At 68.5% G+C, this 13557-nt stretch carries 8 protein-coding genes; 2 read left to right on the forward strand and 6 right to left on the reverse strand.

Translation table 11 applies throughout. The features are described from left to right. Positions 1 to 44: 44 nt before the first annotated feature. Positions 45 to 2441 carry a DEAD/DEAH box helicase family protein gene (locus tag AB0B82_RS02090; RefSeq protein ID WP_360161461.1) on the reverse strand — a complete coding sequence of 799 codons (2397 nt, stop codon included), beginning with the start codon at positions 2439 to 2441 and terminating at the stop codon, positions 45 to 47. Between the two features lie 144 nt (positions 2442 to 2585). Between AB0B82_RS02090 and AB0B82_RS02095 the strand changes: the two genes are divergently transcribed. Next, on the forward strand, positions 2586 to 2894 hold the full coding sequence (locus AB0B82_RS02095) for a hypothetical protein (RefSeq protein WP_360161463.1): 309 nt from the start codon (positions 2586 to 2588) through the stop codon (positions 2892 to 2894). Then, complete coding sequence (locus AB0B82_RS02100; RefSeq protein WP_360161465.1) at positions 2891 to 3226, forward strand: hypothetical protein; 336 nt, start codon at positions 2891 to 2893, stop codon at positions 3224 to 3226. The genes AB0B82_RS02095 and AB0B82_RS02100 overlap by 4 nt, the downstream gene beginning before the upstream one ends. Positions 3227 to 3728: 502 nt before the next feature. Here AB0B82_RS02100 and AB0B82_RS02105 read toward each other — a convergent pair. The 5 genes from AB0B82_RS02105 to AB0B82_RS02125 all read right to left on the reverse strand — a co-directional run bounded on the left by AB0B82_RS02105 (position 3729) and on the right by AB0B82_RS02125 (position 13346). Beyond that, positions 3729 to 5192, reverse strand: coding sequence for a hypothetical protein (locus AB0B82_RS02105; protein WP_360161467.1), 1464 nt, complete (start codon positions 5190 to 5192; stop codon positions 3729 to 3731). A 102-nt stretch (positions 5193 to 5294) separates the two neighbouring features. Next, positions 5295 to 6539 carry a TIGR02679 family protein gene (locus AB0B82_RS02110; RefSeq protein ID WP_360161469.1) on the reverse strand — a complete coding sequence of 415 codons (1245 nt, stop codon included), beginning with the start codon at positions 6537 to 6539 and terminating at the stop codon, positions 5295 to 5297. After that, positions 6530 to 10636, reverse strand: coding sequence for a TIGR02680 family protein (locus AB0B82_RS02115; protein WP_360161471.1), 4107 nt, complete (start codon positions 10634 to 10636; stop codon positions 6530 to 6532). The genes AB0B82_RS02110 and AB0B82_RS02115 overlap by 10 nt, the downstream gene beginning before the upstream one ends. After that, complete coding sequence (locus tag AB0B82_RS02120; protein ID WP_360161473.1) at positions 10633 to 11814, reverse strand: TIGR02678 family protein; 1182 nt, start codon at positions 11812 to 11814, stop codon at positions 10633 to 10635. The genes AB0B82_RS02115 and AB0B82_RS02120 overlap by 4 nt, the downstream gene beginning before the upstream one ends. Beyond that, positions 11811 to 13346, reverse strand: a complete 1536-nt coding sequence (locus AB0B82_RS02125; protein ID WP_360161475.1) for a TIGR02677 family protein — start codon at positions 13344 to 13346, stop codon at positions 11811 to 11813. Before AB0B82_RS02125 ends, AB0B82_RS02120 begins: the two co-directional genes overlap by 4 nt. Positions 13347 to 13557 lie beyond the last annotated feature (211 nt).

Here is a 13557-nt window from a genome sequence, read left to right on the forward strand (position 1 = left end):
GGGCTTGCGGATGAAGACTGGCACCCGTATGCCGAGAGGCGTCATCAGGCCCGGTCGAATCGCAGCCGCTTATACCCGCGCATGCGGCGCCGGAGTGAGGCTGCCAGCAGCGGGACGAGCGGGTCGTGGTAGTCGTGCACTTCGGCGATGTTCTTGCCCGGTGCGGGGCGAACAACTCGTCCAGCGCACTGGACCAGGAGGCCGTCGAAGGAGATCGGCGCCGCGAGGAACAGGGTGTCCAGGGCCGGTGCATCGAACCCTTCGCCGACGAACGGTGTGGTGCCTACGACCAGGACACCGTCCCCGGCCTTGGCGTCCGCGAGTCGTTCGACGACGGCACGCCGTTCCTTGGCAGGCATGCCCCCTTGGAGCACAAGTGGTTCGTGGCCACGACCGGCCAGGAGCGAGGTGATCGTTTCGAGGTGGGCGACTCGGCGGGTCAGCACCAGACAGTTGCGCCCCTGGTTGAGAGCGGCGTGGACATCGTCAAGGATCTGCTCATTACGGCCTTTGTCGGCGGTGAGCGCCCGGTGTGCCTCTGCGATCGGTGACGGGGCGTCCTGATCGATGTCTGCCGCGGTGAACGCGGTCTCATGCAGGTGCAGCAGTCGTGCCGGTCCTGCGCTGGTGTCGGCTGCTTCGGCTAGTGTCCCGGGTATCGCGTCGGTCATCGTGTGCCGGATCGGTCCGAGCTGCCAGCGCAGGAGCTCGCCGAGGCCGTCGCGGCGGTCGGGGGTGGCGGTGAGGCCGAGCCAGTACCGGGCGGCGATCTTCTTGACCGTGTGGTCGTACGCGGCTGCGGCGACGTGGTGTGCCTCGTCCACGATGACCTGCCCGTATCCGGCGGTCAGGTGCGCGACGTCGTCGTGCCTGGCCAGGGTGGGCAGCATGGCGACATCTACGATCCCGGTCAGTTTGCTCCGTCCGCCGCCGACCTGTCCCGGTTTGAGGCCGAGGAACTCGGTCAGTCGAGTCCGCCACTGGTCGGCGAGGGCCTTGCGATCAACCAGGATCAATGTGGACACCGCTCGTTCGGCGATGACCGCGCACGCCATGACAGTCTTGCCCGACCCTGGCGGAGCGACCAGGACGCCGTCATCGTGCGCGAGCAGCTCACCGACCGCCGCGGCCTGCCGGTCGGTCAGCTCGCCGATAAGCGCGACGTCGATCTCCGTGCCGGCGGTCCGGTTGTCGGTGACGTCGAGGCTGGCACCGCTGCGCTCCATGATGCCCGTCACCAAATGCCGCAGTCCGCGAGGCAGGACGAGCTTCTCGTCCAGAGTCAGGTCGTAGCCAGTGACGAACCGTGGAGTGTCCCAGGTGGACTTACGCAACCGCTGCAGCTCGTAGAACTTCGGATTCGCCATTGAGGCGGCGTGCTTGAACGTCGCCAGAGCAGCAGGCGGGAGGGCGGTCGCGTCCAGGACCAGGCCGGCGGCGAGTTCGGCACGCACGACCGAGGGCATGGGCGGGTGCACCTTGGTGGACTCGGCGCGCGCCAGGGCCATCACTTCGTTGCCGACCGCGGCGCGCGATGACTTGCGGGCGAGCCGGGCGGCGTCACCGGGCGTTAGCCGGTCCAGCGTCGAGAGGAAGGCCCACTGGTCGTCGTAGGGCTCCAGCGTGGCCGGGTCGAGGAACAGCGTGAGCCCGTCCTTGCGGCGGTTTCCGTGGAGCGGTGCAGCGATCTGGTTGCCCGGGCCAGAGCTGGGCAGTACGTCCTGGCTTGGGAACAGACGGTCGTAGGAACCCAGGCTCATCGCGCCACGCTGGAGGATGGCCTCGTGAATCAGCGCGGTCCCGACTGCGCGTGCCGTCTGCGCGGGGATCGCCTCGGTGAAGAAGATCCACACATGCGCACCGGCACCGGACTGGGAGATCTCCAGCGCAGCGGGAACGCCTGCAGTTCGGGCAGCCTTGACGTACGCCAGCGCGTCGAGCATCGCGGTCTTGCCGTCGAAGTCGGCAGCCAACCACCAGCAGGTGTTGTCCGGGAGCATCGGGTACAGGCCGATGAACAGATCTTGCCGCGACCGCGCGGCAAGATGCTCGGCGACGACATCCGGCGTCAGCGGGAGCAGGCGGGCGGTCGCGCGGGTCATGCCCTTGCGCCACCCTCCCGCCGCCGCGGGCATCCACCCCTTCTTACCCGTCCGCGGGTCCTCCCAGCGCCTGGCGTAGGTATCGGTCCTGGCACGAAACAGGTCCAGATAAAGAGCGAGCTTCTGCTGCGGCGTCGAACCCGCCATCGACACCAGCCCGCCACGCCCCACGGGCGCCGCAAGCTGCTCATCCGCCGGCGTGGTGTCCTCGCCCCGCAACTCCAGCAGACGCGACAGACGCGCATTCTCCACCCGCAGCCGGTCCCGCTCGGCCCGCAACTCGGTCAACTCACGGCGCAGATCCGGGCCGCCACCATCGCGACCGTCACCGAGACTCACACCACCATCCTGCCAGGATGACCTGATGATCCCGACAGCACCGGAGTGGCAACGAGCCTCCATGCGATGGTTATGCTGCCGCCCATGGCGAACCGGGCTCGGAGACTCGCGGCACCACTGATCGGGCGATGGCGGATCGTTGAGATGAGTGGATGGGACCGCGACGCCATCGACCTGGTCGAACCGGGTTTCATCGAGTTCGCCAAGGACGGGACCGGCCAGCTCGGGTTCATCGCGGTCCGCGGCGGGCTGGACTGCCGTCCAGTCGAGCGAGACGGCCGCCCCGCTGTCGACTTCACCTGGGAGGGCGTCGACGAAGGCGACCAAGTCAGCGGACGCGGCTGGGCAGCGCTTGCCGACCACGAGTCGATCGAGGGTCATCTGTTCTTCCACCTGGGAGACGACTCCAGCTTCCGGGCAGATCCGTTCAACCACGAACTGGACGAGCGGTGAGCGAGTACCAGTACTACGAGTTCCTGGCGATCGACCGGCCACTGGACGATGACGAGCAGGCCGCGGTCCGGTCGCTGTCCACCCGGGCAAGGATCACGGCCACCAGTTTCGTCAACGAGTACCACTGGGCCGACTTCCGCGGCGACCCGAACCAGTTGATCGAGCACTACTACGACGCACACCTGCATGTGACCAACTGGGGCACACACCGCGTCATGTTCCGCCTGCCCTGCGACCTGCTCGACCCCGACGTCGTCGAGCAATACTGCGCCGGCGACCAATTGAGCACCCTGGATCGCGGACGAGTTCGTCGTACTCGACTTCACCAGTAACGACGGCGCAGGCGAATTCGATGTCGGCTACGACGCCGAGACCCTGCTATCGGCGATGGTCGGAGTCCGCGCCGAACTCGCCGCCGGTGACCACCGGCCGCTCTACCTCGCATGGCTCGCCGCCTACGGCGCCTAGGAACGCGACGAGGACGTCTTCGGCAGCGACGCCGACGACGACCTCGAACCACCAGTCCCGCGCATCTGAGTCTGAGAGCGCGTCATAGAGCTCCGCGACCCCGAGACACGCGCTCGTGTTAGCACCTCAGTAGGCGCGGGCTTGCTGGTTCACATCGAATCACGCCGGCACCACATGGGCGTCCGAGGTTCACAAGCGGCAGCTGGAACGCACACCGGGCCATCGCCAAACTCAGCATGCCGGCACCGCGCGCAGGAGATCCTCAGCACCAACACCCCTCGTGCAGAGGAATCCCTACAGGTTCGCCGCCCCCGCTTGAGCGGAAGGCGCTACCGCCTGCGACAAGACGAAGACTCGCGTTCGGTGTCAGCTTCCGTGGTAGAGCCGCTCTAGATCGATGAGCTCGATGTCGGGTCGCTGGTCTGCTTCGCTGCGCAGTTCTGTCGTGAACGATGGTGCGGCGAGCAGCAGCTTGGCGCGTGCGGCTCGGCCGCCGTAGGCGGCGCGGACCTGCTCCAGGATCCGTAGGTGTCCGTGCCCGACTACCTCGCCTGACTTGGCCTCTCCGATTGCGTGGATTTCACGGGCCGCGGGCGGCTCGTCGGGATCACCGGGCGTCGCGACTACCAAGTCGAGTTGCCGCTCGGTCCCGTCGACGACGACGGCCGACGGCCCGAGGTGGTCGGGTTCGGCGCCGAGGGTTTCCGGGGCGGCGTAGCGACGTGCCCAGCTGCGCACTTGTTCCTCGAAGACCGGCCCGCGGACGTGTGCATCGAAGGTCGCTGCCAAGCGCCGCTTCCACGTCGCCGACGGCTCGCGATCGCGCAGTAGCGAGCTGTGCGGCTCCAGGATCGCGTAGTGGAACTGCAGGAAGGGGTCGGCCAGTGCATAACTCGGGCGCTGCGACCGCACCGGATCGGCATGGCGGACGACAAAACCCGCGGCAATGAGGCGACGGATCGACGGCTCGATGTTCGACACCGAGCGCCGGAGCTGATTCGCGATCTTGCCGGCCGCGATCGAGCCGTTCGCGATCGCGCCCAGGATGCTGTTCAGTACGACCGGGTTGACTGCAGTCAAAGTGGGATCTTCGGCGAGCAGCGTGGTCGCCTCATGGTGCAGGGTCGCTGCAGGGGACAGCAGCCGATCGGCGACCCAGCGGTCGAAGTCATCCATTCCGGTCGGCAGGTCGTGATCGACTATGTCGGTGGCATAGCCGATCACGCCGCCGATCACGGCGTACACCCGCGCCGCCAGCTCAAGGTCGGCGTTGGCGCCCAGCCAGCCGGCGGCCTCGCGGAAGTCCGCCGGCTGCATGACAAGCTCCATCCCGGCTCGCCCCCGCAGCGGAGCCTCGCCCGCAGTGAGCGAACTCATCATGGCAATAGCCGACCCACACAACACCAGCCGTGCCTGCCCCGAACTGGCGCGCCGAGCGGCCGGGCCGATGGCCGAGGCGACGATCGAGTCGGCCGACGGATCAGCCGCCAGCACATGACCGAACTCGTCGACGACCACCGGCACTCGACGCGCCTCACCCAACCGCAGCAACTGGCGAAACGCCTCGTCCCAACTGTCCAGAGCGAGCCGACCGACACCCAGATACTCACCGAGCGCCTCACCCAACCGGGACAGCTGGATCGGCGACTCGGTACGGGTCGCCTCCCAATAGAAGCCGCCCCGTTCCCGGGTGACAGCCTCCAGCAGCGTCGACTTCCCGATCCGGCGACGACCGTACACCAGACCCAGCGTGTGCCGACCGGCACCCGAATCAATGAAACCCTCGACATGTCGACGGTAACTAGATGAGTCCATCCATCCTCCGGCCAAGAATACTCAACTCAACAATAGTATTCTCAACCTGAGCATTGTCGGCAAGCTATCCCGCCCAGGTCACGAACCCGGCTTGCAGTAGGGCGGCTCAGGCGTGGGTTATTGGGCGAGGTCGGTAAGGAGTTCGTCGAGGACGTGTTCTTCTTCGATGGCGGTGCCGGTGGACTCCATCGCCGGGCGGAGCGCGGCATCCCAGTTCGCCGACGCCGGCGATCCAGCCAGGTGATGGCTGTACGGCGTCCTCGACCGAGCCGTTGCTTGGTAGTCGGTCGCGCGGAATCGCCACGATCGCGCAGGCAGGCGGTCGAAGACGACGTTGCCGATGCGGATACCGCCCCAGTCGAAGTCGCCGTGGTAGACGAGCTGAGCTCCCCCGGCGGCCAACTGGCGGAGAAGGTGCATCGCTGCCGCGCTGGGCTGCCCGCTGGTACACACGAGCGGCGCGCAGTCCGGCCCCAGCGCGTCGGCCGCCGCTGAGACGACGACGGGGTTCTCGCAGACGAAGATTCGCCGCGCGCCTGTCGAGATCTGGTCGCGGACCACCTGCCGCAGGGTCAGCACGGCCGGCTGCCCGGCTTCGCGAAGCTCCCCGAGCGCTCTCCCCGTCGAACCGTCGGCGTTACCCGGCAGCCCGAGCGTGAGTACGGTTGTCGAGACCTCATCACGGAGGATGCCGACCGAGGCCCAGACCTCGCGGCGCCATTCCGCTCCATTACCGGGTGCGAGACCGGACAGCGCCCGCGCCGCGCCGAATGTGAGGGTGCCCAACGGCTCACCGTCGTCGAGCGCGTGTGCGCGGCCGGCGACCCGCGCGGCAAAGCGGCCCAGGGGTTCTCCGCTGGCCGGCAGTTGGCCAATGACCGCGGCCAGGTCATGGAGCAGGGGATTCGCTTGCGCCGGACTGCCCGCCAGTCGTCGTACCAGGCCGCTTCGGTTGAGCTCGGCGAACCACTCCTGGAGCTCAGGTCTTTGCCCGACGGCCGCGCGTAGGGGTTCGAAGCCCGTCTGCCACGATCGCTCCAGCTGGGCCGTGGCGGCTCGGCGGTCGACTACCTCTCCGGTGAGGGTGACGATCGCTGCTTCGAGACCGGCGGAGCAGGCCCCGGAGTCGCGCAGCAGGCGGTCCAGCGCGGTTAGTGAAACGGTGAGCGCATGACCCGGCCTGGGCGGGCGGCCCAGGAGTCGTTGGACCGCTGCTCGCTGGGCGGCAGTCGCACCGGGCAGCGTCACGTTCGTATCCAGCGACTCGCCGCGCTCCATCCGTTTGCGTACGCGGGCCACCAGCCAGGAAAGGTCCTCGCCACCCAGCAGGCGCTCAAGCCGCGCGCCGTCCGTCACTCCCACAGCCCGTCCTGCGACGACGCGTCCTCGCCCGGCTCATTGTGGCCGTGGATGTCCCGATCGACGCGCGACCGCCGCCGGCCATCCCATTCCCAATTCGTGACCAGGACCGCCGGTACACCGTCCGCGCGGGCCAACTGCGAGATCGCGAGCGCCGGGACCTCGGGATAGCAGCCCCATTCACGTTCACTGGTCATCACCACGTCCAGGTCGAAGGCCGCGAGCAGCCCGAGGTACTTCGCCCGCGCGTTGTCGTCCACGCCGGCGAATGCCTCGTCGAGGGTGATCAGCCGTGGTGCGTGCGGGCTCCCGGCCGAGCTGTAGTGCGACGAGGCGGCCGCGAACAACGGGACGCTGGCGGCGAGGACTCGCTCGCCGCCGGAAGCCGGGCCGGTGGCCGACTTCCACTGCCCGTTCTGGTACCGCTGAATGACGAACTGGTTCCAGCCGCGATAGTCCATCGCCGAGGTCAGGTGCTCCAGCCAGGTGCCGGTCGCGTCGCGGGCACGGACCTCGGCGATGCGTGCCTGCAGGAACTCGCCGACCGCCTTGCGGTCCTCCGCCGACCAGGCATCCGAGACCTGGCGCATCAACCGATCCCTGGCCGCGGCGAGCCCGGCCGGCCCGTCCGGACGGGGCTGCCACAGCAGCCGGAGCCTCATTCCGGTGCTGGTCGGGCGGCCCTCCAGTTCGGCGTTCATCGCCGCGACCTGCGACTCGGCGGCCGAGATCAGCTCCTGGAGCGTGCTTGCCACCTCGTTGACCAGATGGTTCTCGAGCACCTCGCGCTCACGCTCGCTCAGCAACCGCTCGCGGTCGGCGACATCGGTCTCGAGGGATTCGGCCAGCTGCGACACCGTCGCCGGTCGCCCCTGGAAGTCGATCTCGACCACGACGCCGTCCTCCTGCAGGTCCGCGGAGGCCCGATTTCCGTGCCGGGACAACGTGTCCTGCAACGTCTTCAGCTCGGTGTTGAGCCGATGCTGGACACGGTCCCAGGTGTTGTCCGCATCATCCAGGTCGCCCAGCTCCTCGTTGACCCGCCGGGCCAGGCGCATCGCCGGGATCGGCGCCCAGGACACCTCGGGATCGGGTATCTCGAGCTCCGGAAGGGCCACCGCCAGGAGCCCGGTGCCCGCGAATCGCCGGAACGAGTCGGCGGCCTCGGCTCGTCGCTCGGTCGCGGTTTCGAGTTGCTCCGCCAGCTTTTCATGCTGACCCTTGGCCCGTCCGCGCGCGTCGATCTCCTGTTCCACCGCGGCACGCGCAGCGTCCTGCTGTGTTTGATTGTCGCGTAGCAGGCCGGCGGTTTCAGTGAGCTGACGCTGAAGCTCTGCAACCACCGCGCCCACCGTGTCCTGCAATGTCTGGTGCCGCTCCTGGGCGGACGCCGCGTCACGTGCTGCGACGGCGGCGCGATCCGCGAGACCTGCATGCGCACGCTCAGCCTCTGTCACGTCGCCAGCTGCCTCGGCCAACTGACGCTCCGCGTCGCCGACCGCCGACAGCGCGGGCCAGAGCTCGACAAGCGCGATCCGATAACTCGCCAAGCCCGACGTCACCTCGGACAGCGCCTCTGCCTCGGTCGGCAGACCCGAATCGCGGGCTCCTTCCAGCAGTGCACTCTGCGCCTGTTCAGCGGACTTCACCTTGGCCGCCTCGTTGCGTACGGCAACCTCTCGCCGCCCGGCCAGTCGTTCACGCTCCGAAGTGAGCGCCAGGACGGCGGCATGGGCCTGCCGCAGGCCCGCATCGCCAGGAAGATCGGCGACCTCCTGAGCGAGCCGTAGCTTCCGACCCTCGATCCGCTCGATCGCGAGACCGAGCTGGGCGATTTCGGCCTCGGCGGCGGCGACTTGCTCACGACGCTCTCTCAGCTGCTCACGCCGTGCGGCGTCGCGGGCCGCACGACCGATGAACGTTGCCGTGGGCTTGTGCCACGCGCCGTTCAGGACACCGAGACGGAACCGGCCATCAGTGCTCACCCACGCCGGTGTCTCCTGCTCGCCGCACCCGATCGAGGACAGCAGCGCCTCGACGAGTTGCTCGGGCACGAGGCTCGCGTGTGGATCCTCTGGATCCACCGCCGGTCGCAGGATGGTTCCCAGGTGGACGGGCACGACGTCACCGGGCCGAAGTACGACGTCATCGGTGTCGGCGGCCAGGAGCTCACCGTCCGGCGTGACCCAGGCGTCGAGAACGCCGGCGGCCTCGAGCGCTGCCTCGATCCCCGCCCGGCTGGCCCGGTCGACTCCGTCGGCGAAGTCGATGAGTCGCCACAGCGGACCACCTCCCCGTCCCGATCTCCCGTGCGCATCCCGTGTGTACGGTGGCGAGGGGACCGTGTCCTCGCCACGCTCCAGCCGGGCGATCTCCTCCTTGAGTTCGTCGAGCCGTGACGTCGCAGATCGACGGTCCGCACTCAGCTCGGCGGATTCGGTCGCGAGCTGCGCAGCCAGCGTCTGGCTCGCGGCGGTCACCGAAGCGGCGGCCGGGTTCGGGCCCTCGAGGGTTTCTACCCACGGCTCGAGTTCCGCCACCGTGGCAGCGATGTCCGCCACGCGCAGTTCGGTCGCGCGGCCCAGGTGCTCGCGGACAGCCGAGATCAGCTCGGTCCCAGCCTGGGCAACCTCGTGCGCCGCGATCTGGTGCCGTTCGGCCAGGTCGGCCAATTCGGCGTCGAGGCCGGCCAGCAACCGCCGGGCACCGGCGACGTCCTGCGCCGCCTCGTCGGCCAGGCGGAGCAGTCGGCTCACATGCTCGAGCGCGCGTTGCTGCCGCTCCGTGATCCGATCCGCCTTCAGGCGCAACTGGGAGATGTCGCTGCCGGCGTCAACAGCACGGTCGACGCTTTCCGCATGATCGGCGGCGATGCGCGCGGCGGATGCCGCGTCGGTCGCGTTCGACCGGATCGCTGCCAAGGTTTCGCTCGCGGTAGCGTGCCGGCCGATCGCCGCCGCGTGCCGATCCCGTTGCGTCTCAGCTTTGGCCTCGGCGGCCTCGCGCTCTTCGGCGAGCCGCGTGGACTCACCGCGCAGCCGGCGCGCGTCCTCCGCTGCGCGCTCCAGTTCGCGAGCGTTCCTCATTTCAGGGCTCTCCCGCAGCGTCGCATCCCTCGCCTGCAGACGAACCCGTTCCGATTCCGCGGCGGCGAAGCTCTCTCGGGCAGCGGTCAGTCGACCTTCGGCTTCGGCGAGCGCACTTTCCGCGTCGGCAAGCTCTCGGCTGGTCCGTTCGAAGACGCTCTGCGCCTCCCGAGGAAGCCGGGCCCGCCGCCGCGAGGCGATCCGCGCATAGCGACGGTAATGCGCAAGGAACGACACCGCGGCATCCCGCGCCTCGGTCATCGCCGACAGCGATTCGCGATCCTCTTCCAGACTGCGGAAGGCTTCGGCGACGTCTGCTACCACGGCCTGATCCAGCGGCGGGAGAGACTCGGTCAGCGCCGCGGACAATGCTTTCTCGCTCGGCCGCTTGGACAGCTGCGGTTGCCTGAGTTGCACCAGCAGGTCGACGAGTACGCCGTACCGCTGCTCACCGAAGCCGAACAGGTTCTCGTCAACCGCACGCCGGTAGTCCCGCGCACGGTCGTACACCGTGCCGTGTTCACCGAGTGCGTCGTCCAGACGGTCGCGTGTCAAGGCGCTGCCGGTGGGATCGACCAGGCTGAGATCAGCACCGATCCGGCGGCTGGTCACGAAGTACCAGTGCCGCGCGATCCCGCGACCGGAGACCGCCTTGAGTCCACAGCCGATCGTGCGGAAATGCGCGTTGCCGTCCTCGTCGAGGCGGCCGAACTCCAGCCACGTGTAGCCGAGACGTTCCGGATGCGGGTGGTCACCGCCGAGCAGCAGGTTCCATTCCATCCGTTTCTTGGGATCTGCATCCGGCTCGACGCGATGCGGGGACATGTCGCCATCGAGCAGGAAGGGAAGTGTGAGCGCCAGAACCTTCGACTTGCCAGTGCCGTTGTTACCGCGCAGCAGCAACCGTCCACCGCGGAACCAGAACTCCTCCTGGTCGTAGTAGAACAGGTCCACGAGCCCGGTACGCAGCGGTTGCCAGCGCGCGAGCTCGGGCGCGGGAAGGTCTCGGGTCACATCATTTCCTGGATTGTCGGTTCGGTGATGCCATACCGGGCGAGCGCCGGCCGGGCGCTGACGACATCGCCCGACCAGATCACCAGCCGGAGTGCCCGCAGCCGAGTCAGTGCAGTCGCGGCCAGCCCACGCTCGGCGCCTGGCTCGGTCGCGTCGCGCCGCCAGTAGCTCTTGTGCTCGACGGCCTGACGGCGCAGCAGACCGTGGAGCTCCGCAACAGGCACTTGCCGGTCGGCTTGGCCCGCAAGGTACTCCGCAACCAGGAGGGTGGCGTGCCCTTCGGTACCGCTCTCGGGCATCCGCACATCGGTCAGGTCGTCGTACGGATCGACCATCGCGATGCCCTCCGCCCGCACCTCGGGCACCAGACCGGTGAGCTCGGTGATTCGCGCGGTGATCGCGGCGCGCTGGCCAAGTAGATAGCCTCTCTCCGACTCGTCGAGCTCGTCGAAGTAGAGCACCGGGTCCTCGAGCAGACGCCGAGTCAGGTGGTGGCGGATCCGCTGGTTCCGCAGCTCATCCGTGGTCGGCGGCAGCTCATGGGTCACGGCGCGGAGGCGGTCCTCGAACCCGATCTCCTCGACGGTCGACGGCCCGCGGGGTGTGGTGAGCAACGCGCCCAGCACCCGGCGGCGTACGTCGTACAGGACGTCGCCCGTTTCCTTGACGAAGGATTCCTCGTCACCCGCGACCCGGGCGAGCACGCCGATCTCGATCAGCAGGCGGACGACCGCCACCATGTCGGCCCGCTCCTCACGACCCTGCAGCGTGAACACGACACCAGCAGCCGACAGCTCGGGATCGGCCGCGCCCAGCACCACCTGCTCCGCGAGGCGGCCGAGCGTGATCTGGGCCTCCGCCCGGCTCAGGGCCGCGAGCGCAAGACACGCCAGCACATACCGACGCCGCCCGAACGGCTGCTTCGACCTGATATCGCGCGCCGGATGGGTCGGATCACTCACATCGACGACGGTCTTCACCAACCGGGCCATCTCGCTGTCGACCGCCAGGTGCCACCCCGCGTTGCGCTCGAACCACTCCCGCAACACCGGCGCATGGCGTCGTACCAGCACGAACTCGTCGTCCGCCGACCGCAGCAGCGGCCGCCGCAGCAAGGCCCGGGCCGCCCGCCGGGACTCGTCAGCTCGCGACGCTGCCAGTGCATCCGTCAGGCTCACGCGCTCTGCTCCACGACATCGTCCGCGGTGAGATCCTCGATTTCCACCAGATGATCCGGCCCGCGGAACACCCCGTGCGGCGTGCGGATCTCAGCGCGCCTGCCGTCGTCGAGGGCCGTCAGACGGACTGACATGCTGCCATCGGAAGTCGTCGTCTCGACCGAACGACGACCAGGCACACGGGCCGCCAGCGCGTCGCCGAGCAGCGCCAGGAAACAGCGGAACTCGGCCGGGTCCAGCTCGCCGAAGTCCGACAGACGCGTCGGACGCGCGGTGGCCAGTGCCGCCCGCGCCGCCGCGGCCTCAGCGGCTTCGCGCTTCGCGACGTCACTCAGGTACCGGCGCTGGCCGGAGCGATCGATCACCCGGCTCGGCTTGCCGCGGCGCTCGTAGCTCCCCGTCCGGCGCAGCCGAGGACTGATCACCAAAGACGGCGCCTCGGCCCACGGGGTCTGCGCCGCCACCGTCTCCGCAAGGCTCTCCTCGTTCACCGACAGGTGCCGAGCCGCGCTCAGGCCGAACGATGCCCTCCAGAGACGATGGAGATCGTCCTCATGCGGCGCCTCCGCGAACCACCTCGCCAACGCGCGGAAGTCCGCCGAGCGGTCCGACCGTCCCGAGCGACGCTCGTTCAGCACGGCGACGACCTGCAGCAACTGAGGGATCGCCGCGCGCGCCTGAGCCCGCAACAGTTTCGCCTGGCTGGGGTGATGCGGCTCGCTGACGAACCAGGCGCGGAACCCCTGCCACCGCTCGTCCCACAACCGCCTGCAGCGGTCGAACTCCACCTTCCGCGGATCGTCGCCCTCCACAGCACCCGGCGCCGCGTCCTCGGCCTCCCGCCAGGCCGCAATGTCCAGCAAGGCGTCCACCCCTCGACGCTCCAGCTCGCCGACAAGCTCGGCGATCTCCGCGCCGGTGCTGACAAGATCCTTGATGAACCGTTCCAGGTAGTCGATCAGCCGATCCTTGTACGCCCGGAACACGTCCGCATCCGCATCGTGCAAGTCGATCGTGCGCTGCAGGGAGCCCATAAAGGCCTGCGCGTTGCCGGCCAGATCGGTAAAGCGGTCGACCAGGCCACGCAGCAGCAGATGCACCTTGGCCGTATCGGGTTCAGGTACATCAGCCAGCTCGGCCAACGCCCGGAGCTGCGTCGCGATGTCGGCCAGAGCCACAGCTTGCAGCGCACCGCGCCTGCCGAGCGCCTCGTCGTACGCCGTGACCGCCTGTTCCACCGCCTCGCCGCGCCTCGTCAGCTGATAGAGGAACCGCGATCGGTGGAAGTCCTCGACCGTCGTCACACGACTCGTATCCGGATCCGCGCGAAGATTGCCCCACTCGACGAGCCGGGTCAGCGCATCACTGATCGCCGGCAGCTCCGCGCAGTACCGCATCGACTCGCGCACATCCTCCGGCCGCAGGTGCACGGTGAAGCGACGCTTGGCCTGCACGAAGGCGTCCATCACAGCCCGATAGAGGCGCTCGTTCGGCGCCGTCAAGTAGCTGAAAGGCGTGAAGTCCACGTCCACCAACACTCCTCCTCCCTGAACCGACCGGCGCCAAGAGCGTACCGGCAAGCACCGACAGTCCCTGCTGTGCCACCGCCGCGCGATGACCCACGCATCAGTCGATGAGAGCCGGCCCGCACTCCGGGCGTGGTCCTCATTCGCGGTCGGGCAGACGAAGACCTTCCAAGGCCCGCATCCGGCTCGAGGTCCGTCCTCCACGCCATGCTCCGCA

Origin of the sequence: Kribbella sp. NPDC048915 (assembly GCF_040649595.1) — a bacterium.
In the GTDB taxonomy this organism is placed as follows: domain Bacteria; phylum Actinomycetota; class Actinomycetes; order Propionibacteriales; family Kribbellaceae; genus Kribbella.

What these genes read in the sequence shown, in the direction of transcription:
- AB0B82_RS02095 (WP_360161463.1), top strand. Translation starts at nt 2,586, where the DNA reads ATGAGTGGATGGGACCGCGACGCCATCGACCTGGTCGAACCGGGTTTC.